Consider the following 23,304-nt stretch of genomic DNA (forward strand, 5'->3'; position numbering starts at 1 on the left):
GCGTTCCGGCCCGAGCGGGGGCGGGGCGCCGGGTGCCGGCTCGGTGGCGGCGCCCGATGGCGGCGGAGTCGGCTCCGGGGCGAGGTGCCGCGCCGGCGGGCGCGGGCCGCCTGCCCGGCGGTGGGCCGCGCGGGTGCGCCAGGTGTCGGCGGGGCGGGGGGTCATGGGGTGCGCTCCGGGATCGAGCCGGTGCCGGTCATGAGGGCCCGCTCGATCTCGTCCGCGTACGGCATCGCCGGGGAGCAGGCGAGGCGGCCCGCGACGATGGCGCCCGCCGCGTTGGCCCAGCGGATCGTACGGTCGAGGTCCCAGCCGGCGAGCAGCCCGTGGCACAGCGCCCCGCCGAACGCGTCGCCCGCCCCGAGGCCGTTGACCACCTCGACGGGCAGCGGCGGCGCCTCCGCGCTCTCGCCGTCGGCGGTCATCGCGAGGACGCCCTTGGGCCCCTGCTTGACGACCGCGAGCCGGACCCCGGCGGCGAGCAGGGCGCGTGCGGCGGCGTACGGCTCGCGCTCACCGGTCGCGATCTCGCACTCGTCGAGGTTGCCGACGGCGACCGTCACCCGGCTCAGGGCCTCCCGGTACAGCGGCCCGGCCTCGTCCGGTGCGGGCCAGAGCGCGGGCCGCCAGTCCAGGTCCAGGACGGTCACGCCGCCCCCGCCCCGCTCCTCCCGCTCGCTCCGTTCCCGCAGCGCGTCCAGCGTCGACGTCCGGCTGGGCTCGACGCTCAGCCCCGTCCCCGTCACCCAGAACGCCCGCGCCGACCGGATCGCCGCGAGGTCCAGCTCGTGCGGGTGGATCTCCAGGTCGGGGGCCTTGGGCCGGCGGTAGAAGTGGATCGGGAAGTCGTCCGGCGGAAAGATCTCGCAGAACGTGACCGGTGTCGGGTACTCCTCGACGGGCGTCACCCACCGGTCGTCGACGCCGAACCCCCGGAGCTCCTCGTGCAGATACGCGCCGAAAGGGTCCGCTCCGGTGCGGCTCAGGAGCGCCGTCCGCCGGCCGAGCCGGGCCGCCGCCACCGCCACGTTCGCGGGCGAGCCGCCCAGGAACTTCCCGAAGGTCTCCACCCGGGCGAGCGGGACGCCGATCTGAAGGGGGTACAGGTCCACGCCGAGACGCCCCATCGTGATCAGCTCGTACGGCTCCGACTCCATACGCGTCACCTCTCGCCTCGGCACACCTCGGCCCCGCACCCAGGTCTATCCGTCGGCGCCGAACCCTGTCAACGCTATGTCCTTACATTCGGACGAGCGTCTTGACGTGTCCTTCGGGGCGCGGCCAAGGTGGCCTTCATGACGCAGCCGTCGCCTCTGTCCCGTATCCGCATCGGCTCCGCCCCGGACTCCTGGGGCGTCTGGTTCGCCGACGATCCCCGGCAGGTCCCCTGGCAGCGCTTCCTCGACGAGGTCGCCGGCGCCGGGTACGCGTGGATCGAACTCGGCCCGTACGGCTATCTGCCCACCGACCCCGCGGTCCTGGCCGAGGAGACCGGCCGCCGGGGCCTGCGCGTCTCGGCCGGGACGGTCTTCACCGGACTGCACCACGGCCCCGCCGTGTGGGACAGGACCTGGGCCCATGTCGCCGACAACGCGGCCCTGGCCCAGGCGATGGGCGCGGAACACCTGGTCGTCATCCCCTCCTTCTGGCGGGACGACAAGACCGGTGAGGTCCTGGAGGACCGCACGCTCAGCCCCGCACAGTGGCGTGATCTGACCGGTCTGACCGAGCGGTTGGGCCGTGAGGTCCGGGAGCGCTACGGCCTGCGGATCGTCGTCCATCCGCACGCGGACACCCATGTCGACAGCGAGGAGAACGTGGCCCGCTTCCTGGACGCCACCGATCCCGACCTGGTCTCGCTCTGTCTGGACACCGGGCACTACGCGTACTGCGGCGGCGACAGCGTCAAGCTGATCGAGACGTACGGCGAACGGATCGGCTATCTGCATCTCAAGCAGGTCGATCCGGAGGTCCTGGCCGGGGTGGTCGCGGACGAGGTGCCCTTCGGTCCGGCCGTGGCGCGGGGCGTGATGTGCGAGCCGCCGTCCGGGGTGCCCGCCCTGGAGCCGGTCCTGACGGCGGCTCAGGCCCTGGACGTGGAGCTGTTCGCCATCGTCGAGCAGGACATGTACCCGTGCGATCCCGACAAGCCCTATCCGATCGCCGTCCGCACCCGCCGCTTCCTGCGCTCCTGCGGGGCCTGAGCATTCCCCGTAGGCGTCGGGACCCGCCGATCGGAACCCCCCTGATCGTGCGTCACTTATGTCACATCCGTCCCTCCCTCGTCACACATATCTCCGTTACGCGGGCTTTCCGTCACAGCCGTTCGACAGCCGCTCTCCTCCCGTCACGGAGCGTCGTTCAACGGGCACAGGCTCAGTGATCACCAGCGCCCGCCCGCAGCTCCCCCGAACGGCACCCCCGCCGCCGCTGCGAGGCGCGCAGGGAGGTGCCCCATATGACGGACAGAAGGCTCTGGTCGTACAAGGACATTGCCGCGCACATCAGGGTGCAGCCGGACACCGTCCGCTCCTACCGGAAGCACGGTCTCCTGCCCCCGCCCGATCATGTCGAGTCGGGCAAGCCCTACTGGTACGCGGAGACGATCCGCGCCTGGGTGGCCAACCGCCCGGGCAACCGGAGCCGACGCGACTGACCTCGCGCGTCACCACGACTCCGACCCCGTGACCGACTCCGTCGGTCGCGTCCTCTCCCCCGCTCCCGCGCCGATCTTCAGCGCGAGGAGCGGGAAGACGAGGACGGACACCATCGCGGCCCCCACCAGCGCCGCCGCCTCACCGGCCGTCAGCGCCTTGTCGTCGAGGCCGATGGTGGTGATCGCGACGACGAGCGGCAGGGCCGTGGAGCTGTAGAGCACCAGCGCGCCGCGGCCCCTGCGTCCCAGGTCGTCCGGGGCCAGGAACCAGACCGGCCCGCCGCGCACCACCAGGAAGAGCAGCAGGAAGACCGGCAGGAGCAGCAGGGTCCGCCCGCTCTGGAGCAGCGAGTCCAGATCGAACTCGATGCCGGTCACGACGAAGAAGATGGGCACCAGGAAGCCGAAGCCGACGGCCTCGACCTTCTCCAGGATCGCCGGCCCCGACCGCGGCGCGGCGCCGGTCAGGACGAGCCGGGTGATCAGACCGGCGGCGAAGGCGCCGAGCAGGACATCGAGGCCGAGGGCCTGCGAGGCCCCCAGCATCAGGGCGAGCAGCAGGAAGACGAAGCGGACCGCGAACTGGCCGCTGCTGTGCAGCGTCTTGGCGATGACCCGGGAGAACCACGGCGGCCGAGGGCGCAGCGCCCAGTACACCGCCCCCGCCGTCAGGGCCGCGAAGACCGCGAGCAGCGCCGTCGACCGGGCCGGATTGCGTCCGCTCAGGAGCAGCGCCATGGCGATGATCGGCCCGAACTCCCCCACCGCCCCGAAGGCCATCACCACCGAGCCGAACCTGCCGTGCAGATGGCCCGCGTCGCGCAAGACCGGCAGGACGGTGCCGAGGGCGGTACTGGTCAGCGCCACGCCGATGAAGACGCCCTTGTGGAATCCGCCGCCCAGCAGCATCCCGACGCCCAGACCGAGTGCCAGGGCGATCACCCAGGCCCCCAGCGAGCGCCTGAGGGTGTCGCCGCGGACCGTGCCGAACTCGATCTCGTACCCCGCGAGGAAGATCAGCATCGCGAGGCCGAGTTCCGAGAGGCCGTCGATCAGAGCGTCCACATGGGCCCAGCCGAGGGCGTCGGGGCCGATCAGGATGCCGAGCAGGATCTCGAAGATCACGAGCGGTACGGGCAGCCGGCGCGTCGCGCCGTAGGCCAGCAGCGGTGCCAGAACGGCGATCGACATGATCAGGATCAGCGTGATCCCCGAATGCGACATATCGGGTATCTACCATAAGAGTCGGCACGGCGCGGGCGACAGGAGAGTGGACTTTATACCCCCAGGGGGTATAGCCTGTGCTTGAGTACGAACCTGAACCAGCGTACGAATCCCGAACCAGCACCGTCCTCGAAGAGGAGACCGTCATGACCGCCGAGACGAAGACCGGACTCACCACCGTCTACCAGGTCAAGGGGATGACCTGCGGGCACTGCGAGGGCGCGGTCTCCAGCGAGATCTCCGAGATCGCCGGGGTCTCCTCCGTCACGGCCGTGGCCGCCACCGGCCAGGTCACCGTGGTCTCCGAGGCCCCGCTCGACGAGGCCGCCGTCCGCGCCGCCGTCGACGAGGCCGGCTACGAGCTCGTCGGCCAGGCCTGAGGCCCGAGCCGCTCCACGGCATAACCCGGCAGGGCCGTACCGTTACGACGGTACGGCCCTGCTCCCTCTCGGAATCCGAACGCACATGATCTCCAGCCCCGCGTCCGTCCTCACCACCGAGCTGACCATCGGCGGGATGACCTGCGCCTCCTGCGCGGCCCGCGTCGAGAAGAAGCTCAACCGCATGGACGGCGTCACGGCGACCGTCAACTACGCGACGGAGAAGGCGCGGATCGAGCACCTGCCCGGGGTCGAGGTCGCCGATCTGATCGCGACGGTCGTCAGGACGGGGTACACGGCCGAGGAACCCCCGCCACCGGCACCCGAGCCGGAGCCGGAGCCGGAGTCAGTCCATGAGGCGCCGGAAGCCGCGGCGCACGCGGCGGATCCGGAGCTCGCCTCGCTCCGTCAGCGGCTCACCGTCTCCGCCGTCCTCTCCGCGCCCGTCGTCCTGCTCGCCATGGTCCCGGCCCTCCAGTTCGACAACTGGCAGTGGCTCTCCCTGACCCTCGCCGCCCCGGTCGTCGTCTGGGGCGGACTGCCGTTCCACCGCGCGGCCTGGACGAACCTGCGGCACGGCGCCGCGACCATGGACACCCTCGTCTCGGTCGGCACGCTGGCCGCCTTCGGCTGGTCGCTGTGGGCCCTGTTCTTCGGCCACGCCGGCATGACCGGGATGCGCCACGGCTTCGACCTGACCGCCGGTCGCACCGACGGCGCCTCCAGCATCTACCTGGAGGTCGCGGCCGGCGTCATCACCTTCATCCTGCTCGGCCGCTATCTGGAGGCCCGCGCCAAGCGGAAGGCCGGCGCCGCGCTCCGCACGCTGATGGAGCTGGGCGCCAAGGACGTGTCCGTCCTGCGGGCAGGCACGGAGGTACGGATTCCGGTGGCCGCCCTCCGGGTCGGCGACCGGTTCGTCGTACGTCCCGGGGGGAAGATCGCCACCGACGGCACCGTGACCGAGGGCGCCTCCGCCGTCGACGCGTCCCTGCTCACCGGCGAGTCCGTCCCGGCCGACGTCACGGCCGGCGACGCGGTGAGCGGCGGACTCGTGAACACCTCCGGCCGGCTGGTCGTCGAGGCGACCCGGGTCGGCGCGGACACCCGGCTGGCCCGTATGGCGAAGCTGGTCGAGGACGCCCAGAACGGCAAGGCCGCCGCCCAGCGCCTCGCCGACAGGGTCTCCGCCGTCTTCGTGCCGGTCGTGCTCCTCATCGCGCTCGGCACCCTGCTCACCTGGCTGTTGGTGGCGGAGGACGCCACGGCCGCGTTCACCGCCGCCGTGGCCGTCCTGATCATCGCCTGCCCCTGCGCCCTGGGCCTCGCGACCCCGACGGCGCTCATGGTCGGCACCGGCCGGGGCGCCCAGCTCGGCATCCTGATCAAGGGTCCGGAGGTCCTGGAGTCCACCCGCCGCGTCGACACCGTGGTCCTCGACAAGACGGGGACCGTCACGACCGGCCGGATGGGGCTCCGGAAGGCGTACGCGTACGAGGGTGAGGACGAGACCGAGCTGCTGCGCCTCGCGGGCGCCCTGGAGCACGCCTCCGAGCACCCGGTCGCCCGGGCGGTGGCGGCGGGCGCGGCGGAGCGGCTCGGGCTGACCGTGGGCGAGCTCCCGGTGCCGACGTCCTTCGAGAACGTGCCCGGCCTCGGTGTGCGCGGCACGGTCGACGGCCACCGGGTCCTGGCCGGCCGCGCGGCGCTGCTGGAGGCCGAGGGCGTCGACGTACCGGGAGTGCCGGAGCCCGGCGCCGTCCAGGTCGCCTGGGACGGCCGGGCCCGCGGAGCCCTCATGGTCGCCGACGCGGTCAAGGAGTCCAGCGCCGAGGCCGTCGCCCGGCTGCGTGCCCTCGGTCTGACGCCGGTCCTGCTGACCGGCGACGGGCGGGCCGTCGCGGAGACGGTCGCGGCCGAGGTGGGGATCGACGCGGACCTGGTCTTCGCCGAGGTCCTGCCGGAGGAGAAGGTGGCGACGGTCCGGCGCCTCCAGGCGGAGGGCCGGACGGTGGCGATGGTGGGCGACGGCGTGAACGACGCGGCCGCGCTCGCCACGGCGGACCTGGGTCTGGCCATGGGCACGGGCACGGACGCGGCCATCGAGGCGAGCGATCTGACGCTGGTCCGGGGCGACCTGCGGGTGGCGGCGGACGCGATCCGGCTCTCCCGCCGAACCCTGGCGACGATCAAGGGGAACCTGGGCTGGGCCTTCGGCTACAACTGCGCCGCTCTGCCGCTGGCGGCGCTCGGGCTGCTCAACCCGATGATCGCGGGCCTGGCCATGGCCTTTTCGTCCGTCTTTGTCGTGACAAACAGCCTGCGACTTCGGAGGTTCAAGTGAATTCACCTACACGTGACGCACAAGACCTTCACAAAGAGACCTAGATCACAGATATTTAGGGGTAACCATTCGGGCCGTTCGCGAGTCTAAGTGGGCGATGCCAAGAACGTCTTGGGGGACGTTCATGGGATGTCTTGGGGGACGTCCCAGGCAAGCGTTGGCCGGGGCACGTGCACCGGGGAGCTTTGAGCGGCCCTCCCGTACGTACCCCGGCAGACCGCGCAGACCCGCACAGCTTCTGCTGAACCCGGCAGACGCCCGGCCCGGATCCCGTGGGGGGAATCCGCACCGGGGATATGGAAAGCGCCCCGCTCGCCGACCCGTGGGGGGATCGGCGGCGGGGCGCTTTTCGTTGAGCGCGCGCCGTGAGGCGAGGTGGTGACGGTGGCGTCAGCGACCCTCGACCGGAGCGGACGGCCCGAGGATCAGCGGCCCTCGACCGGGACGAAGTCGCGCAGGACCTCGCCGGTGTAGATCTGGCGCGGGCGGCCGATGCGGGAACCCGGCTCCTTGATCATCTCGTGCCACTGGGCGATCCAGCCCGGAAGACGGCCGAGCGCGAAGAGCACGGTGAACATCTCGGTCGGGAAGCCCATCGCGCGGTAGATGAGGCCCGTGTAGAAGTCCACGTTCGGGTAGAGGTTGCGCGAGACGAAGTAGTCGTCGGAGAGCGCGTGCTCCTCCAGCTTGAGCGCGATGTCCAGCAGCTCGTCGGACTTACCGAGGGCGGAGAGCACATCGTGCGCCGCGGCCTTGATGATCTTGGCTCGCGGGTCGAAGGACTTGTACACCCGGTGGCCGAAGCCCATCAGGCGGACGCCGTCCTCCTTGTTCTTCACCTTGTTGATGAAGGAGTCGACATCGCCGCCGTTTGCCTGGATGCCCTCGAGCATCTCCAGGACCGACTGGTTGGCGCCGCCGTGCAGAGGACCCCACAGGGCCGAGATGCCGGCGGAGATCGACGCGAACATGTTCGCCTGGCTCGAACCCACCAGACGGACGGTGGACGTCGAACAGTTCTGCTCGTGGTCCGCGTGCAGGATCAGCAGCTTGTCGAGCGCGGAGACCACGACCGGGTCCAGCTCGTACTCCTGGGCCGGGACCGAGAAGGTCATGCGCAGGAAGTTCTCGACGTACCCGAGGTCGTTGCGCGGGTAGACGAAGGGGTGGCCGATCGACTTCTTGTAGGCGTACGCCGCGATCGTCGGCAGCTTGGCGAGCAGCCGGATCGTGGAGAGGTGACGCTGCGTCTCGTCGAACGGGTTGTGGCTGTCCTGGTAGAACGTCGACAGCGCGGAGACCACCGAGGAGAGCATCGCCATCGGGTGGGCGTCCCGCGGGAAGCCGTCGAAGAAGCGCTTGACGTCTTCGTGCAGCAGCGTGTGCTGGGTGATCTCGTTCTTGAAGGTCGCGAGCTCATCGACCTTGGGAAGCTCACCGTTGATCAGCAGGTACGCCACCTCGAGGAAGGTGGAGCGCTCCGCCAGCTGCTCGATGGGGTAACCGCGGTACCGCAGAATGCCCTGCTCGCCATCGAGGTAGGTGATGGCGGATTTATAGGCGGCGGTGTTGCCGTATCCGCTGTCCAGGGTGACCAGACCGGTCTGGGCTCGGAGCTTCCCGATGTCGAAGCCCTTGTCGCCGACGGTGCTCTCGACCACCGGGTAGGTGTATTCACCGTCCGCGTACCGCAGTACTACAGAGTTGTCGCTCACGTCATCCCTCACCGACGTAGTGCCTCTTCTTCGAGGTGCCCTGACTGTCTCTACCATCCCCCATTTGGCTCAGGAGAGTGCACTCGGGGTCGACCATTGGGCCATTCGGCGGCACTCAGTGCCGCCAACCTGCTCATCTTGCCCCCTTCGCCCCGCTTGGGGAAGTCGGGGGTGGTCTTTCACACGGCTGCCGACAGCCGGTGGGCCAGCGCGGTGAAGCGTCTGCCTGCGGAAACCGTACGGACGGCCTGGCCGATCGCCCTTCGCGAACCGACCAGGACGACCAGCTTCTTCGCCCGGGTGACGGCCGTGTAGAGCAGATTCCGCTGGAGCATCATCCAGGCGCTGGTGGTGACGGGGATCACGACCGCCGGGTACTCGCTGCCCTGCGAGCGGTGGATGGTGACGGCATAGGCGTGGGCCAGCTCGTCCAGTTCGTCGAAGTCGTACGGCACCTCCTCGTCCTCGTCGGTCCGCACGGTCAGCCGCTGCTCGACGGTGTCGAGCGAGGTCACGACGCCGACCGTGCCGTTGAAGACGCCGTTGGCCCCCTTCTCGTAGTTGTTGCGGATCTGGGTGACCTTGTCGCCGACGCGGAAGACCCGGCCGCCGAACCGCTTCTCGGGCAGGTCGGGGCGGGCCGGGGTGACGGCCTGCTGGAGCAGCCCGTTGAGCGCTCCGGCGCCCGCGGGACCGCGGTGCATGGGCGCCAGGACCTGTACGTCCCGGCGCGGGTCGAGACCGAACTTGGCGGGAATGCGTCGTGCCGCGACCTCGACGGCGACCCGGGCGGCGTCCTCCGTCTCCTCCTCCACGAAGAGGAAGAAGTCCGGCAGGCCGGTGGTGACGGGCGGGAGCCCCGCGTTGATGCGGTGGGCGTTGGTGACCACCCCCGACTGCTGCGCCTGACGGAAGATCCGGGTCAGCCGCACGGCCGGCACCGGGCTGCCGGGCGCGAGCAGGTCCCCGAGCACCTCGCCCGCGCCGACCGAGGGCAGCTGGTCCACGTCACCGACGAGCAGGAGGTGGGCACCGGGTGCCACCGCCTTCACCAGCTTGTTGGCGAGGAGCAGATCGAGCATCGAGGCCTCGTCCACCACGACGAGATCGGCGTCGAGCGGCCGGTCCCGGTCGTAGGCCGCGTCGCCGCCCGGCTTGAGCTCCAGGAGCCGGTGGACGGTCGACGCCTCGGCGCCGGTCAGCTCGGCGAGGCGCTTGGCGGCGCGGCCTGTGGGGGCGGCCAGGACGACCTTGGCGCGCTTGGCCCGGGCCAGCTCCACGATCGAGCGCACGGTGAACGACTTCCCGCACCCCGGCCCGCCGGTCAGCACGGCGACCTTACGGGTCAGGGCGAGCCGCACGGCCTCCTCCTGCTCGGGCGCGAGGGAGGCCCCGGTCCGCTCGGCGAGCCAGGCCAGGGCCTTGTCCCAGGCGACGTCCTGGAAGCCCGCCATGCGGTCCTCGGGTGCGTGCAGCAGGCGCTTCGTCTGCCCGGCGAGGGAGAGCTCGGCGCGGTGGAACGGCACCAGGTATACGGCCGTGACCGGCTGCCCCTCGGGGCCGGGCACCGACTCCCGTACGACCCCTTCCGGATCTCCCGCCAGCTCGGCGAGGCACTCGATGACCAGGCCGGTGTCGACCTGGAGCAGCTTCACGGCGTCGGCGATCAGCCGCTCCTCGGGCAGGAAGCAGTGGCCCTGGTCGGTGGACTGCGACAGGGCGTACTGCAGGCCCGCCATGACCCGGTCGGGGCTGTCGTGCGGGATGCCGACGGCCTGGGCGATCCGGTCGGCGGTGAGGAAGCCGATGCCCCAGACGTCGGCGGCCAGCCGGTAGGGCTGGTTCTTCACGACGGAGATCGAGGCGTCGCCGTACTTCTTGTAGATGCGCACGGCGATGGAGGTGGAGACGCCGACTCCCTGGAGGAAGACCATCACCTCCTTGATCGCCTTCTGCTCCTCCCAGGCGGCCCCGATCAGCTTCGTCCGCTTGGGCCCGAGCCCCGGGACCTCGATGAGCCGCTTCGGCTCGCGCTCGATGACGTCGAGGGTGTCGGTGCCGAAGTGCTCGACGATCCGCTCGGCGATCTTCGGACCGATGCCCTTGATGAGCCCGGAGCCGAGGTAGCGGCGTATGCCCTGGATGGTGGCGGGCAGGACGGTCGTGTAGTTCTCCACCGTGAACTGCTTGCCGTACTGCGGATGGGAGCCCCAACGCCCCTCCAACCGCAGCGACCCACCGGGCTGCGCCCCGAGCAACGAGCCGACGACGGTGAGCAGATCCCCGGCACCCCGACCGGTGTCGACGCGGGCCACCGTGTAACCGGTCTCCTCATTGGCATACGTGATCCGCTCGAGCACCCCTTCGACGACTGCCAGGCGCGGTGCCTGTGCCGGTGCTTGAGCCGGTGCCTGTGCCTGACCCTGGTTGGACATGGCCCGAAGGTACCGAAGGGCTCGGACATCGGGTGGAGTGTGCGCCGGGGGCTGTGGACAACGCACTTCGTTGCTGGCGGGAACGCACACGTGGCAGCATTCCGCTGGTGACTGACAACGGGGATGACATACCGAGGCCTCAGCAGGTCTCCCGACCGGCGGAGTTGGCCAAGCCGGCCGCTCCCAGCCAGGCCGACGAGGTGGCGCGCGGGCGGCGGCGGTTTGCACGCTTGCTCGACGAATTCCGGCGCGCTGCCGTACTCGTACCGTTCGAGCGGGAGTACCGAACGGTGCGGGGTGAACGGCTGCTGGACGAAGGCACCGTGCCCGATGCGGTGGCAGTGGATCTCAGGGGGATGCGATGAGCGGCGACGAACCGATGCTCGCGGCGCCGACATGGGCGCTGGTGGAGATCGCGAACGGTATCGATCTGGCGCATACCGAGCTGAAGGAGCTCGGCATGATCGGAGAGGCGTCGACGGGTCGCGGCTTCTCCGATCTGGCCCTGTCGGGGCTGGAGTTGGGGCACGGCGGCCTGACGTCGGAGTTCGAGACCTTCTGCAACCGGTGGGAGTGGGGCGTACGCGCTCTGACGCTGCGGGGAAACGCTTTTGCGCAGGGGGTGGGTCTGTCGGCGGGCTCGTTCGCGGAGCAGGAGCAGTACATCAAGGACTCGTTCAAGATCGGGGTGAACTCCCTGAACGGGAACCCGCATCTGTCCGAGGACGAGGTCAAGCAGATGCGCTGGGACACGATCCGTGACCAGCACATGTGGGACAACGCGGACTACAGCCCGGAGTCGTTCACCGAGGCCCATCAGGAGGTCAAGCAGACCTGGAAGAACACCGCGTACGACGTCGAGGACTCGATGCTCGACTCCATGGAGCGCTCGGGTGTGCTGGATCCGAAGCTGCGTGACGGGATGGACGAGGAGCTCAAGGACATGCTCGATCCCGACCAGGAGACCATCGATCAGGCCGAGCAGCCACGGTGGGGGGAGAACCGCTGATGGTGGACTGGGGCGGTCTGGTCGACAAGGGGATCGACAAGATCGGCGACGGCATCGACAAGGGCAAGGAGCTCGTCGGTGAGGGCGTCGATTACGCGACCGACAAAGCGGGCCAGGGCCTGCGTCATTACGGATACGACGCTCTTGCCGAAGGGGTCGAGGACTGGGGTGACGAGACGGCGTCCTCCCTCGGCGCGGAGGTCGGGGAGCAGCAGCTCGGGCAGACCGAGGAGGCGAACGAGCTCGTCCACGGCAGGCCGGAGAAGATCGCCGAGACGGTGAAGAACCTGCGGGACTTCCAACGCGCGTTCGACCTGGTCGGCGGTGGGATGAAGAAGCTGGACGCCGATCACTGGAAGGGTGAGGCGGCCAACTCCTTTCGGGAGAATTTCCAGACTCTGCCGACCGACTGGCTGCACGCTTCGGACGCGATGGAGAACGCGGCCAAGGCGCTGGAGGCGTATTCCCAGGCGATCGTGAGCGCGCAGGGCAAGGCGCGTGAGGCGATCGCGATGTACAAGGAGGGCGACAACGACTCCAAGGCCGCGGTCGACACGTACAACAAGAAGGTCGACGCCTACAACGCGGCGCGCGACGGGGACAGTCCGCTGCCCCATCCCGGGGACTTCTCCGATCCGGGTAAGGCCAAGCGGCAACGCGCCCGGGAGTTCCTGAGCGACGCCCGGAAGGCGCGGAACGAGGCCGGTGAGACCGCCAAGGCCGCGGTGCGCGCCGCGCTGGCACACGCGCCCAAGGAGCCGACGGGCCGCGAGCGGGCCAAGTTCGAGCTGATGGATCACGGCCTGGCCCAGGGCATCGAACTGGCCCATTTCGGCGGCGGTGTCATCAAGGGCACGGCGGGCCTGGTCAACTTCGTCCGCTCGGTCAACCCGATGGACCCGTACAACCTGACCCACCCGGCGGAGTACTACAAGGGCGTCAACACGACGCTCGCCGGCCTGGTGTCCACGGTGGCCAACCCGGACCGGGCACTGAAGAACGCCTGGGACGCCGCGAAGGGCGACCCGACGGAATTCCTCGGCCGCCTGCTCCCCGAAGTTCTCGGAACCAAGGGCGCCGGCGTCGTACGCGGCGGCCTCCGGGCGGGCCTGCGCCCGGACATCAGGAAGGGAACGGGCCATCCCGGGCTGGACGGCCTGACGAGCCGGGGGTCGGGCGGTGAAATACCCTCACCCGACGACATCAAACGGGCCGTCATGGACAGCAGGCCGGAAGTCATCAAGGACCGCAAATGGTCCGACGACGACGGTCGATATTACGCCGACCGGGTCCTGGTCGGCGGTCGCGCTGACGGCGAGACGGTGCTGGCCGGACACGGATATCTTGAACGGAACGCGGGAGAGGTGGTCGTGCCCAAAGGCACCACAGTAACCTTCTACATCCCGGACGGCGAGAAACTCCCAGGACTCAGCGGAGTCGCGGTGGAAGGTGGCTCCTACCCGAGCGGAGGGTGGTACGAGACGTTCAAAGAGGGCGATCGCATACCGAATTACACGCTGGCCCCTCCGGAGGGCAGCGGGGGCGGCGGCTTCACGGTGTACGAGAATTCAAAGACGGTAGCGCAGCGTACGGCACTCAACGAACTCATGAAGGAAAACATGGGAAACGTTCACTGGGCTGCCTGTCGCGAATACAAGTGATGATGAAACCAGAACGGACCGAACGGTGAATGCGGATCATCAGCAGGGCGCGGCTTGGGTGCTGACCGATGTGTCTCTTGTCGTCAGGGGGCCCGATCTCGACCCGGACGAGGTCAGCAAGAAGCTGAACATCGAACCGACGGGGACCCGGCCACCCGGGCCCAGCCGGTGGGGACCACCAGGAGACGTCGACGGAGAATGGCGACTCCAATGCGACGAGCGCTCCACACGGGTGTTCCCGGAACAGCTCGACACCATCCTGACGGCGGTCGAACCGCATGCCGAGGATGTGCGCGGCCTCCTGGCGAACGGCATCTCCGTGACACTCACCATCAGGGGATACGTGGACAACGACTCGCAGATCGCCCTCACCCCCGAGCAGATGCGCCGAGTGGCCCGCCTCGGTGTTCCCCTGGCCCTCGCCCCCAGCACGAGCGAACGGTGACTCCTGTGTGGACCTCGATCACCACCTCCCTGGCCCTGACCGGGAGCGGCCTGGACCCCTCGGCCGTCGACCGCTCCCTCGGGCTCGCCCCGGTCGCGGAGCGGCAGACCGGCGCCTCCGTCCACCACGGACCGGGCTGGTGGGCGTACGCCCTCGACGAGCGGTTCTCGGACGACCTGAGCGAGCAGATCGCGGCGCTGACCGCTCAGGTCGGGCCGCTGCTCGACCGGATCAAGGCGCTGTCCACCGCCGGCTGCTTCGCCCAGGTCTCGATCGCGGGAACGGTGCGGGCGAACGAGGAGCTGACGCTCTCGGCCGAGTCCGCCGACCGGCTCGCCTCACTCGGGCTGCCGGTCTCCTTCACGACGCTCCTGGAGGGCAACACCGGTTCGGAGGACCCACTGGACTGGCTCGACTGAGGCGCCAGGCCCAACAGCTCAGCCGAGCCGGCCGACGTGGTCCGAGAACCTCCCCACCGTCTCCTCCAGGACCTCCCCACCGTCCCGTGCCCACAGCTCGTCGTTGAAGAGCTCCACCTCGATCGGCCCCCTGTACCCGGCCTCGTCCACCAGGTCGCACCACGCCCGCAGGTCGATCGCGCCGTCGCCCAACTGGCCCCGGCCGGTGAGGACTCCGGCCGGCAGAGGGGTGGTCCAGTCGGCCAGCTGGAAGGCGTGGATGCGGTCCGCCGCGCCCGCCCGGGCCACCGCCGCCGGGGCCCGGTCGTCCCACCAGAGGTGGTACGTGTCGACGACCACGCCGACCTGCGAGGACGGGAAGCGCTCCGCGATCTCCAGGGCCTGGTCCAGGGTGGAGACCGCGCAGCGGTCCGCCGCGTACATCGGGTGGAGGGGTTCGATCGCCAGGCGGACGCCCCGTTCCCCCGCGTACGGGGCGAGTTCGGCGATCGCGTCGGTGATCCGGGCGCGGGCCGCCGCCAGATCGCGGCTGCCCGGGGCCAGGCCGCCCGAGACCAGGACCAGGGTGTCCGTGCCCAGGGTCGCCGCCTCGTCGATCGCCGCACGGTTGGAGTCGAGCCAGGAGTCCGTCGTGAAGAAGCCGCCCCGGCACAGGGACGTGACCGTCAGGCCGGCGTCGCGTACGAGCTTGGCCGTGGCCTCCAGCCCGTACTCCGCGACCGGTTCACGCCACAGGCCCACGCCCGGGACGGAGAGCCGTACACACTGCTCCACCAGCTCCGGCAGCGAGAGCTGCTTCACGGTCATCTGGTTGATGCTGAAGCGGGAGAGGTCGGTCACTGGGGGACTCCGTACACGGTGAGCAGGGACGTCATCCGGGACTCCGCAAGCTCCGGATCGGGGAACAGGCCGAGCCCGTCCGCCAGTTCGTACGCCCGCGCCAGGTGCGGCAGCGAGCGCGCCGACTGGAGGCCGCCGACCATCGTGAAGTGGTCCTGGTGGCCGGCCAGCCAGGCGAGGAGGACGACACCCGTCTTGTAGAAGCGCGTCGGGGCCTGGAAGAGGTGGCGGGACAGCTCCACGGTCGGGTCGAGCAGCTCCCGGAAACCCTTGACGTCACCGGTGTCGAGGATGCGGACCGCCTCCGCCGCCAGCGGGCCCAGCGGGTCGAAGATACCGAGCAGGGCGTGGCTGAACCCCTGGTCGTCCCCCGCGATCAGTTCCGGATAGTTGAAGTCGTCGCCCGTGTAGCAGCGCACGCCCTCGGGGAGGCGGCGCCGCAGGTCGATCTCCCGCTGGGCGTCCAGCAGCGAGACCTTGATGCCGTCGACCTTGTCCGGATGGGCCGCGATCACGTCGAGGAAGACGGAGGTGGCCGCGTCCAGGTCCGTGGAGCCCCAGTAACCCTCCAGCGCCGGGTCGAACATCGGGCCCAGCCAGTGCAGGATCACCGGCTCGGACGACTGGCGCAGCAGATGGGCGTACGTGTCCAGGTACTCCTCGGGGCCCTCGGCGGCGGCCGCGAGGGCGCGGGACGCCATGAGGATGGCCTGGGAGCCGGTCTCCTCGACGAGGGCCAGCTGCTCCTCGTACGCCGCGCGGACCGTCGCCAGGTCGGCGGGGCCGGTGAGCTGGTCGGTGCCGACGCCGCAGGCGATCCGGCCGCCGACGGCCTTCGCCTCGGCCGCCGAGCGGCGGATCAGCTCGGCCGCGCCCGCCCAGTCCAGGCCCATCCCGCGCTGCGCGGTGTCCATCGCCTCCGCGACGCCGAGGCCCTGCGCCCACAGGTGTCGGCGGAAGGCGAGGGTGGCGTCCCAGTCGACGGCGGCCGGGGAGTCGGGGGTGGTGTCGGCGTACGGGTCGGCGACGACATGGGCGGCGGAGAAGACGGTACGGGAGGTCAGGGCGCCGGTCGTGGTGAGCACGAGGGGCTCGGAGCGGGGGCTGTACTCCCGTACACCGCCGGAACCGTCGGGAAGCCGGATCACAGCGTGATCTCCGGGACCTCCAGGCGGCGGCCCTCCGCCGACGACCTCAGGCCGAGCTCGGCGAGCTGCACGCCGCGCGCGCCCGCCAGCAGGTCCCACTGGTACGGCTCGTCCAGCACGACGTGCTTGAGGAAGAGCTCCCACTGGGCCTTGAAGCCGTTGTCGAACACGGCGTTGTCCGGGACCTCCTGCCACTGCTCGCGGAAGGGTTCGGTCGCCGGGATGTCCGGGTTCCAGACCGGCTTGGGGGTGGCCGAGCGGTGCTGGACGCGGCAGTCGCGGAGACCGGCGACGGCCGAGCCGTGGGTGCCGTCGACCTGGAACTCGACGAGCTCGTCGCGGTTCACGCGCACCGCCCAGGAGGAGTTGATCTGGGCGACCGCGCCGCCCTCCAGCTGGAAGATGCCGTACGCGGCGTCGTCGGCGGTCGCGGCGTACGGCTTGCCGTGCTCGTCCCAGCGCTGCGGGATGTGCGTGGCGACGTGCGCGGTGACGCTCGTGACCCGGCCGAAGAGCTCGTGGAGCACGTACTCCCAGTGCGGGAACATGTCGACGACGATGCCGCCGCCGTCCTCGGAGCGGTAGTTCCAGCTGGGGCGCTGGGCTTCCTGCCAGTCGCCCTCGAAGACCCAGTAGCCGAACTCGCCGCGGACGGAGAGGATCTGGCCGAAGAAGCCGCCGTCGATGAGGCGCTTCAGCTTGAGCAGACCCGGCAGGAAGATCTTGTCCTGGACGACGCCGTGCTTGACGCCCTTCTCGGCCGCCAGCCGGGCGAGGTCCAGGGCGCCCTCCAGGTCTCCCGCCGTCGGCTTCTCGGTGTAGATGTGCTTGCCGGCGGCGACGGCCTTGCGGATCGCCTCGGCGCGGGCGGAGGTGACCTGGGCGTCGAAGTAGATCTCCACCGATTCGTCGGCCAGTACGGCATCGAGGTCGGTGGACCATTCGGTGAGGCCGTGGCGCTCGGCGAGCGCGCGCAGGGCGTGCTCGCGGCGGCCGACGAGGACGGGCTCGGGCCAGAGGGTCTCGCCGTTGCCGAGGTCGAGGCCGCCCTGCTCGCGCAGGGCGAGGATCGAGCGGACGAGGTGCTGGCGGTAGCCCATGCGTCCGGTGACGCCGTTCATGGCGATTCGGACTGTCCTGCGTGTCACGAAGGTCCCTCCACACTCACGGGAAAGAAAGCGCTTTCTACGACGAGAGACGCTAGCCTGCCGACAACGCACCGGACAAGGGGTCCGGCCGACTCTCCCCGACTCTCCTCGGAGGTACGCGATGACCGTCACGCTGGCGGATGTGGCCGCGCGTGCCCGGGTCTCCCCCGCCACCGTCTCCCGCGTCCTGAACGGCAACTACCCGGTCGCCGCGTCGACCCGGGAGCGGGTGCTGCGGGCGGTGGACGATCTGGACTACGTCCTGAACGGGCCCGCGAGCTCGCTCGCCGCCGCCACGTCCGACCTGGTCGGCATCCTCGTCAACGACATCGCCGACCCCTTCTTCGGGATCATGGCCGGTGCGGCGCAGACCGCCATCGGGGAAGGGGCGTCGGGGCGGGCGGGCGGCGAGAAGCTGGCCGTCGTCTGCAACACGGGCGGCTCCCCCGTGCGCGAGCTCACGTACCTCACACTCCTCCAGCGCCAGCGCGCCGCCGCGGTCATCCTCACCGGCGGCGCGCTGGAGGACCCGGAGCACATGGCGGCGGTGGCGGCGAAGCTGTCACGGCTGACGGACGCGGGCACGCGGGTCGTGCTGTGCGGGCGGCCGCCGGTGGCGGGGGACGCGAGCGTGGCGGCGCTGAGCTTCGACAACCGGGCGGGGGCGCGGCGGCTCACCGAGCACCTGCTGGCGCTCGGGCACCGGCGGATCGGTTACGCGGCGGGGCCGGCGGACCGGACGACGACCCGGCACCGGCTGGAAGGCCACCGGGAGGCGCTGGCCGCGGCGGGTGTGCCGGAGGGGCCGACCGTCCACGGCTCGTACGACCGGGGCTCGGGCTACGACGCGACGCTCGAACTCCTGCGCCGAGAGCCGTCGTTGACGGCCGTCGTGGCGGCGAACGACACGGTCGCGCTGGGCGCGTGCGCGGCGCTCCGGGACCGGGGGCTGCGCATCCCGGAGGACGTCTCGGTGGCGGGCTTCGACGACCTGCCGTTCTCGGTCGACGCGGTCCCCGCCCTGACGACCGTACGGCTGCCGCTCCAGGAGGCGGGCGCGCGGGCGGGACGACTCGCGATGGCCGCGGAGGAGCCCCCACCGGGCGGCCTGGCGACGATCCCGGCGGAGCTGCTGGTACGCGACTCGACGGCCCGCCCGAGGGAGTGAGTGACCGCTATCGTAGGAAGTAACGGCATACGGAGGACCGCATGACGACCAGAGAGATGGACGTTCAGAGCGCCTGGGACGCGCTGGAGAACGCCAATCTGCCTGGCGGCTACCGCGTGGAGATCACCGATGGGAAGATCATCATGACGCCGCAGGGCGAGAGCCAGTGGAAAGTCATCCTCAAGGCGGCGCCCCAGATCGAACAGCAGCTCGCCGGCCATGGCGACATCCTCTCGGACGTCATGATCGACTTCCCGTCCAGCCTCTACGGATACGCCCCCGACCTGGCCATCGTCGCCCCAGGATCTGAACGCAACGGCCGCGGTCGCTTCGAGTGGCACAGCCTGGAGGCGGTCCTTGAGGTCGCTTCAAAGAGCACGCAGGACAACGACTTCACCAAGAAGTTCCGGATGTACGCCGAGTGCGCCATCCCGCTCTACGTGATCATCGACCCCTCGGACAACACCTGCACCATTCACAGCCGCCCGACGCGCACCGGCACCTACGCCGAGCAGGAGCAGATCGCCTTCGGCGAGGACCTGGTCCTGCACCTCTCAGGGCGGGAGATCGTCGTCAAGACGGACGGGTTCCCCCGCGACGACCGCTGACGCGGGCGCGGGGCTCGTACGCGGCCCCGCCACCGTCAGCACCGCGCTACCTGCCGCTCGACAGCGTCGCCTCCGACTGTTCTCCGGGTGAGCGCTCGACAGGGCCCGGAGGGCCTGCCGGGGATCCGCTCCCCCTCCCGCCCCCGAAGGCCCTCGTCGTCCCGTCCCCCGCGCCCGCGCTCCGCGTCGGCGCGAGCGAGGTCAGCGCCACGCCCCCGACCAACAGGGCCGCCGCGCACCAGCGCAGGGCGCTGACGCCCTCGCCGAGGAAGAGGGCGGCCGAGGACATCCCGAAGACCGGGACCAGGAGGGAGAACGGGGCCACCGAGGAGGCCGGGTAGCGGCGCAGGAGCCAGCCCCAGGCGCCGAAGCCGAAGACGGTGGTGATCCAGGCGACGTAGACGATGACGCCCACGCCGGTCCAGTCGAGTCCGCGCAGCGCCTCCAGGTCGCGCTCGGGTCCTTCCAGGAGAAGGGAGAGAGCGAGCAGCGGCAGGATCGGCACGGTGCTGACCCAGACCATGAAGTTGAGGGCGTCGGGCGGGGACGCCTTGCGGGTCAGCACGTTGGAGACGCCCCAGCAGGCCGCCGCCGCGATGCACAGTGCGAAGCCGGCGAGCGGGCCGGAGGCGCCCTCGTCGACGGCCGCGACACCGATGCCGACGAGCGCGACCGCCATCCCCGCGATCTTCAGCCCGCCGGGCCGTTCGCCCAGTGCGACGAAGGCGAACAGGGCCGTGAAGACCGCTTGGACCTGCAGGATCAGGGAGGAGAGCCCGGCCGGCGCGCCCAGGTCCATGCCGGTGAAGAGCAGGCTGAACTTGACCACGCCCAGCACGAGACCGACGCCGAGAATCCACTTCCACGCGACCTTGGGACGGCCGACGAGGAAGACGGCGGGCAGGGCGGCGGCGAGGAAGCGCAGAGCGGAGAAGAGCAGCGGCGGGAAGTGGTCGAGGCCGATCTCGATGACGACGAAGTTGACTCCCCAGACGGCGGCGACGAGCGCGGCCAGGGCGATGTGTGCGGGACGCATGAGAGGCAGCATCGCCGTACGGAACCGTGTAGCACCAGCGAAATCTTCTTCATGGTTGGATGAAGCAACGCTTCATCCACAGCCCGGAAGGGGCCCACCCGTGCTGGATCTCGGCCGCCTGCGCGCCCTCCACGCCGTCGCCGTCCACGGAACCGTGGGCGCCGCGGCCGCCGCCCTCGGCTACACCCCGTCCGCCGTCTCCCAGCAGATCGCCAAACTGGAGCGGGAGACCCACACCACCCTGCTCGAACGCCAGGGACGCGGGGTGCGCCTCACCGACGAGGCTCATCAACTGGCCGCCACAGCACAGACGTTGCTGTCGATCGTGGAGGAGGCGGAGGTACGGCTCGAGGAGCGGCGCGGACTGCCCACGGGGCGCTTGGCGATCGGCTGCTTCGCGAGCGCCGCGCGCGGCCTGATGCCGGGGGCGCTCGCCGAGCTGGCGGCCCGTCACCCCTCGCTCGACGCCCGCCTCACGGAGGTGGACCCTCATGTCTCGATCGACCTCGTCGCCCGGGGCGTGATCGACCTCGCCGTGGCCCACGACTGGGACATCGCACCGATGGCGACCCCGCCGGGGGTCGAGCAGGCGGTCATCGGCGACGACCTGTGCGACATCCTCGTCCCGCGCGAACACCCGCTGTCGGCGCGGTCGTCGGTACGGCGGGAGGAGCTGGCGGACGAACGGTGGATCTCGCAGCCGCCGGGCACGGTGTGCCACGACTGGCTGATACGGACCCTGCGGGCCACCGGGTACGAGCCGCGCATCGTCCATCAGGCGGAGGAGAACCCCACCCAGGTCGCCCTGGTCGCGGCCGGTCTCGGCATCGCGCTCGTGCCGCGCCTCGGCCGCGGGGCGCTGCCGCCCGAGGTGACACCCGTCCGTCTGGACCCGGTGCCGATGCGCCGGCTGCGTGCCCTGTGGCGTACGGGCGCCGCTCGCCGCCCCGCGATCAGGGAGACGGTCCGCACGCTCCAGGAGCTGTGGCCCCGGGTCGCGTCATCGGCGACGTGAACGACCGCCCGGAGCGAGCGAACCACCCGAGCGACCGGCCACCCGCGCGACGGACCGGCCCACCCGAGCGACCGGCCACCCGCCCGACCGCCTCGCCGACCCGAGCGGTCGATTCCTGCTCAGATCCTTGACCTGGCAGTTACTTTCGGGCTATCCGTGACTCCTTGGAAGTTTCCTTCAACCTTGCACGGCCGGAAGGAGCATCAGTGCACCACCGCGCCACCTCCAGACGCACCCTCCTCACCGTCACCGCCGCCGCCGCGGCCGCCGCCGTCACCGGTGTGACCGCCCCGCTCGCCCATGCCGAGTCCGACGACCGGGACCTCCAGCAGCTCATCTCCCGCATGTCGCTGGAGGAGAAGGTCGGCCAGCTCTTCGTCATGCGGGTGTACGGCCACTCCGCCACCGCCCCCGACCAGGCCGACATCGACGCCAACCTCAAGGAGATCGGCGTCCGCACGGCCGCCGAGCTCGTCGAGCGCTACCACGTCGGCGGGATCATCTACTTCAGCTGGGCGCACAACACCCGTGACCCGCGGCAGATCGCCGAGCTCTCCAACGGCATCCAGCGGGCCGGACTTGCCCAGCCGACTCCGCTCCCCCTGCTCATCTCCACCGACCAGGAGCACGGCATCGTCTGCCGGGTCGGCGAGCCGGCCACCCTGCTGCCCGGTGCCATGGCGCTCGGCGCCGGAGGCTCGCACGCCGACGCCCGCAAGGCCGCGCGGATCGCGGGCGCGGAGCTGGCCGCCGTCGGGATACGGCAGAACTACGCGCCGGTCGCGGACGTCAACGTCAACCCCGCCAACCCGGTCATCGGGGTCCGCTCCTTCGGCTCCGACCCGCAGGCCGTCGCCGATCTGGTCGCCGCCCAGGTCAGGGGCTACCAGCGAGCCGGGGTCGCGGCGACCGCCAAGCACTTCCCAGGGCACGGCGACACCGCCGTCGACAGCCACTACGGCCTGCCGACCATCACGCACACCCGCGAGCAGTGGGCCGAGCTGGACGCCCCGCCGTTCCGGTCCGCGATCGCCGCCGGCATCGACTCGATCATGACCGCGCACATCGTCGTGCCCGCGCTCGACCCGAGCGAGGACCCGGCGACCCTCTCCCGCCCGATCCTGACCGGCATCCTGCGCGAGGAACTCGGCTACGACGGCGTGGTCGTGACGGACTCGCTCGGCATGGAGGGCGTCCGGACGAAGTACGGCGACGAGCGCGTGCCGGTCCTGGCGCTGAAGGCCGGCGTCGACCAGCTGCTCAACCCGCCGAAGCTGGACATCGCCTGGAACGCGGTCCTCCAGGCCGTCCGGAACGGCGAACTGACCGAGGCCCGGCTCGACGAATCGATCCTGCGGATCCTGCGCCTCAAGGCCAGGCTGGGGCTGTTCCGCACACCGTTCGTCACCGCCGCCGGAGTGGACCGTACGGTCGGCACCGCCGATCACCTGGCCCAGGCCGACCGGATCGCCGAGGGGACCACCACCCTGCTCCTCAACGAGGGAGGGTTCCTGCCGATCAGCCGGCTCAGCCACGGCAAGGTACTGGTCGTCGGCGCCGACCCCGCCTCGCCCTCCGGCACCACCGGCCCCCCGACGACCACCCTCGCCACCGCCTTCACCGAACTCGGCTTCACCGCCACGGCGCTGTCCACGGGGATCACCCCGACCGCGGCGAGGATCGACGAGGCGGTGGCCGCGGCGGCCGGCAAGGACGTCGTCGTCGTGGGCACGTACAACGTCTCGGCGACCAGCCCGCAGCGCACGCTGGTCTCCCGGCTCGTCGCCACCGGCGTGCCGGTCGTGACGGTCGCGATCCGCAACCCGTACGACATCGCCAGGCTCGGCGGGCAGCGGGCGACCGTCGCCGCGTACTCCTGGACCGATGTCGAACTGCGGGCCGCGGTCCGGGTGATCGCGGGTCACGCCCGGCCGCGGGGGCGTCTGCCCGTACCCGTCCAGCGGGCGGACGATCCGGCGCGGGTGCTGTACCCGGTCGGTCACGGCCTGTCCTACGCGGAACACGACTGAGTGCGCGGGCCCCCCGCTCTCCC

21 protein-coding genes are annotated in these 23,304 nt (G+C 70.7%); 13 read left to right on the forward strand and 8 right to left on the reverse strand.

The features are described from left to right. Window positions 1–161: 161 nt before the first annotated feature. Entirely contained in the window at window positions 162–1,157 is a 996-nt protein-coding gene (gene iolC, locus ACFYV5_RS21195) for a 5-dehydro-2-deoxygluconokinase (protein WP_355112143.1), read from the reverse strand. A gap of 138 nt (window positions 1,158–1,295) precedes the next feature. Here iolC and ACFYV5_RS21200 point away from each other — a divergent pair, with 138 nt between their 5' ends. Both ACFYV5_RS21200 and ACFYV5_RS21205 read left to right on the forward strand, forming a co-directional pair. Further along, window positions 1,296–2,204, forward strand: a complete 909-nt coding sequence (locus ACFYV5_RS21200; protein ID WP_355112145.1) for a sugar phosphate isomerase/epimerase — start codon at window positions 1,296–1,298, stop codon at window positions 2,202–2,204. Between the two features lie 254 nt (window positions 2,205–2,458). Further along, a complete protein-coding gene (locus tag ACFYV5_RS21205) occupies window positions 2,459–2,656 on the forward strand; it encodes a MerR family transcriptional regulator (RefSeq protein WP_355112147.1) in 198 nt (65 codons plus the stop codon). Between the two features lie 9 nt (window positions 2,657–2,665). Here ACFYV5_RS21205 and ACFYV5_RS21210 read toward each other — a convergent pair whose 3' ends face one another. Beyond that, the gene (locus ACFYV5_RS21210; RefSeq protein ID WP_389170562.1) at window positions 2,666–3,880 is read right to left on the reverse strand and encodes a cation:proton antiporter; all 1,215 of its coding nucleotides are present in this window, start codon (window positions 3,878–3,880) and stop codon (window positions 2,666–2,668) included. Between the two features lie 146 nt (window positions 3,881–4,026). Here ACFYV5_RS21210 and ACFYV5_RS21215 point away from each other — a divergent pair, with 146 nt between their 5' ends. Then, complete coding sequence (locus ACFYV5_RS21215) at window positions 4,027–4,260, forward strand: heavy-metal-associated domain-containing protein (protein ID WP_389170565.1); 234 nt, start codon at window positions 4,027–4,029, stop codon at window positions 4,258–4,260. A gap of 85 nt (window positions 4,261–4,345) precedes the next feature. After that, window positions 4,346–6,604 carry a heavy metal translocating P-type ATPase gene (locus ACFYV5_RS21220; protein ID WP_389170568.1) on the forward strand — a complete coding sequence of 753 codons (2,259 nt, stop codon included), beginning with the start codon at window positions 4,346–4,348 and terminating at the stop codon, window positions 6,602–6,604. 425 nt (window positions 6,605–7,029) lie between these two features. Here ACFYV5_RS21220 and ACFYV5_RS21225 read toward each other — a convergent pair whose 3' ends face one another. Continuing rightward, a complete protein-coding gene (locus ACFYV5_RS21225) occupies window positions 7,030–8,319 on the reverse strand; it encodes a citrate synthase (RefSeq protein WP_355112154.1) in 1,290 nt (429 codons plus the stop codon). Window positions 8,320–8,498: 179 nt separating this feature from the next. Then, window positions 8,499–10,754, reverse strand: coding sequence for an ATP-dependent RecD-like DNA helicase (locus ACFYV5_RS21230; protein WP_389170571.1), 2,256 nt, complete (start codon window positions 10,752–10,754; stop codon window positions 8,499–8,501). A gap of 107 nt (window positions 10,755–10,861) precedes the next feature. Here ACFYV5_RS21230 and ACFYV5_RS21235 point away from each other — a divergent pair, with 107 nt between their 5' ends. Genes ACFYV5_RS21235 through ACFYV5_RS21255 form a run of 5 tightly spaced genes read left to right on the forward strand, consistent with a single transcriptional unit; the run spans window position 10,862 to window position 14,288 of the window. After that, entirely contained in the window at window positions 10,862–11,119 is a 258-nt protein-coding gene (locus tag ACFYV5_RS21235) for a hypothetical protein (protein WP_389170574.1), read from the forward strand. Next, entirely contained in the window at window positions 11,116–11,763 is a 648-nt protein-coding gene (locus ACFYV5_RS21240) for a hypothetical protein (protein WP_389170577.1), read from the forward strand. Before ACFYV5_RS21235 ends, ACFYV5_RS21240 begins: the two co-directional genes overlap by 4 nt. After that, window positions 11,763–13,424 carry a putative T7SS-secreted protein gene (locus ACFYV5_RS21245; RefSeq protein ID WP_389170580.1) on the forward strand — a complete coding sequence of 554 codons (1,662 nt, stop codon included), beginning with the start codon at window positions 11,763–11,765 and terminating at the stop codon, window positions 13,422–13,424. The genes ACFYV5_RS21240 and ACFYV5_RS21245 overlap by 1 nt, the downstream gene beginning before the upstream one ends. 25 nt (window positions 13,425–13,449) lie before the next feature. Continuing rightward, on the forward strand, window positions 13,450–13,869 hold the full coding sequence (locus ACFYV5_RS21250) for a DUF4279 domain-containing protein (protein WP_355112162.1): 420 nt from the start codon (window positions 13,450–13,452) through the stop codon (window positions 13,867–13,869). Next, window positions 13,866–14,288, forward strand: coding sequence for a DUF4279 domain-containing protein (locus ACFYV5_RS21255; RefSeq protein ID WP_355112164.1), 423 nt, complete (start codon window positions 13,866–13,868; stop codon window positions 14,286–14,288). Before ACFYV5_RS21250 ends, ACFYV5_RS21255 begins: the two co-directional genes overlap by 4 nt. Window positions 14,289–14,306: 18 nt before the next feature. Here the strand turns inward: ACFYV5_RS21255 and ACFYV5_RS21260 are convergent, their stop codons facing one another. The 3 genes from ACFYV5_RS21260 to ACFYV5_RS21270 are packed head-to-tail and all read right to left on the reverse strand — an operon-like array spanning window position 14,307 to window position 17,424. After that, a complete protein-coding gene (locus ACFYV5_RS21260) occupies window positions 14,307–15,128 on the reverse strand; it encodes a sugar phosphate isomerase/epimerase family protein (RefSeq protein WP_389170584.1) in 822 nt (273 codons plus the stop codon). Beyond that, window positions 15,125–16,276 (reverse strand): dihydrodipicolinate synthase family protein, encoded by a 1,152-nt coding sequence (locus tag ACFYV5_RS21265; protein WP_389170587.1) that lies wholly within the window; start codon window positions 16,274–16,276, stop codon window positions 15,125–15,127. Before ACFYV5_RS21265 ends, ACFYV5_RS21260 begins: the two co-directional genes overlap by 4 nt. After that, a complete protein-coding gene (locus ACFYV5_RS21270) occupies window positions 16,273–17,424 on the reverse strand; it encodes a Gfo/Idh/MocA family protein (RefSeq protein ID WP_389170590.1) in 1,152 nt (383 codons plus the stop codon). The genes ACFYV5_RS21265 and ACFYV5_RS21270 overlap by 4 nt, the downstream gene beginning before the upstream one ends. A 121-nt stretch (window positions 17,425–17,545) precedes the next feature. Between ACFYV5_RS21270 and ACFYV5_RS21275 the strand changes: the two genes are divergently transcribed. Together ACFYV5_RS21275 and ACFYV5_RS21280 are read left to right on the forward strand one after the other, a co-directional pair. Next, complete coding sequence (locus tag ACFYV5_RS21275; RefSeq protein WP_389170593.1) at window positions 17,546–18,592, forward strand: LacI family DNA-binding transcriptional regulator; 1,047 nt, start codon at window positions 17,546–17,548, stop codon at window positions 18,590–18,592. 41 nt (window positions 18,593–18,633) lie between these two features. Further along, window positions 18,634–19,200 carry a Uma2 family endonuclease gene (locus ACFYV5_RS21280; RefSeq protein ID WP_389170597.1) on the forward strand — a complete coding sequence of 189 codons (567 nt, stop codon included), beginning with the start codon at window positions 18,634–18,636 and terminating at the stop codon, window positions 19,198–19,200. Between the two features lie 46 nt (window positions 19,201–19,246). On the opposite strand, the gene ACFYV5_RS21285 is transcribed toward ACFYV5_RS21280, so the two are convergent. After that, window positions 19,247–20,236, reverse strand: coding sequence for an EamA family transporter (locus ACFYV5_RS21285; RefSeq protein ID WP_389170600.1), 990 nt, complete (start codon window positions 20,234–20,236; stop codon window positions 19,247–19,249). A 100-nt stretch (window positions 20,237–20,336) separates the two neighbouring features. Here ACFYV5_RS21285 and ACFYV5_RS21290 point away from each other — a divergent pair, with 100 nt between their 5' ends. Beyond that, window positions 20,337–21,251 carry a LysR family transcriptional regulator gene (locus tag ACFYV5_RS21290; RefSeq protein WP_389170603.1) on the forward strand — a complete coding sequence of 305 codons (915 nt, stop codon included), beginning with the start codon at window positions 20,337–20,339 and terminating at the stop codon, window positions 21,249–21,251. Between the two features lie 206 nt (window positions 21,252–21,457). After that, window positions 21,458–23,281: a glycoside hydrolase family 3 protein gene (locus tag ACFYV5_RS21295; RefSeq protein ID WP_389170606.1), complete on the forward strand. Its 1,824-nt coding sequence runs from the start codon at window positions 21,458–21,460 to the stop codon at window positions 23,279–23,281. Window positions 23,282–23,304: the final 23 nt, after the last annotated feature.

The organism is Streptomyces sp. NPDC003035 (assembly GCF_042888285.1).
Taxonomy (GTDB): Bacteria; Actinomycetota; Actinomycetes; order Streptomycetales; family Streptomycetaceae; genus Streptomyces.

What these genes read in the sequence shown, in the direction of transcription:
- iolC (WP_355112143.1), bottom strand. Translation starts at nt 1,157, where the DNA reads ATGGAGTCGGAGCCGTACGAGCTGATCACGATGGGGCGTCTCGGCGTG.
- ACFYV5_RS21200 (WP_355112145.1), top strand. Translation starts at nt 1,296, where the DNA reads ATGACGCAGCCGTCGCCTCTGTCCCGTATCCGCATCGGCTCCGCCCCG.
- ACFYV5_RS21205 (WP_355112147.1), top strand. Translation starts at nt 2,459, where the DNA reads ATGACGGACAGAAGGCTCTGGTCGTACAAGGACATTGCCGCGCACATC.
- ACFYV5_RS21210 (WP_389170562.1), bottom strand. Translation starts at nt 3,880, where the DNA reads ATGTCGCATTCGGGGATCACGCTGATCCTGATCATGTCGATCGCCGTT.
- ACFYV5_RS21215 (WP_389170565.1), top strand. Translation starts at nt 4,027, where the DNA reads ATGACCGCCGAGACGAAGACCGGACTCACCACCGTCTACCAGGTCAAG.
- ACFYV5_RS21220 (WP_389170568.1), top strand. Translation starts at nt 4,346, where the DNA reads ATGATCTCCAGCCCCGCGTCCGTCCTCACCACCGAGCTGACCATCGGC.
- ACFYV5_RS21230 (WP_389170571.1), bottom strand. Translation starts at nt 10,754, where the DNA reads ATGTCCAACCAGGGTCAGGCACAGGCACCGGCTCAAGCACCGGCACAG.
- ACFYV5_RS21240 (WP_389170577.1), top strand. Translation starts at nt 11,116, where the DNA reads ATGAGCGGCGACGAACCGATGCTCGCGGCGCCGACATGGGCGCTGGTG.
- ACFYV5_RS21245 (WP_389170580.1), top strand. Translation starts at nt 11,763, where the DNA reads ATGGTGGACTGGGGCGGTCTGGTCGACAAGGGGATCGACAAGATCGGC.
- ACFYV5_RS21275 (WP_389170593.1), top strand. Translation starts at nt 17,546, where the DNA reads ATGACCGTCACGCTGGCGGATGTGGCCGCGCGTGCCCGGGTCTCCCCC.
- ACFYV5_RS21280 (WP_389170597.1), top strand. Translation starts at nt 18,634, where the DNA reads ATGACGACCAGAGAGATGGACGTTCAGAGCGCCTGGGACGCGCTGGAG.
- ACFYV5_RS21285 (WP_389170600.1), bottom strand. Translation starts at nt 20,236, where the DNA reads ATGCGTCCCGCACACATCGCCCTGGCCGCGCTCGTCGCCGCCGTCTGG.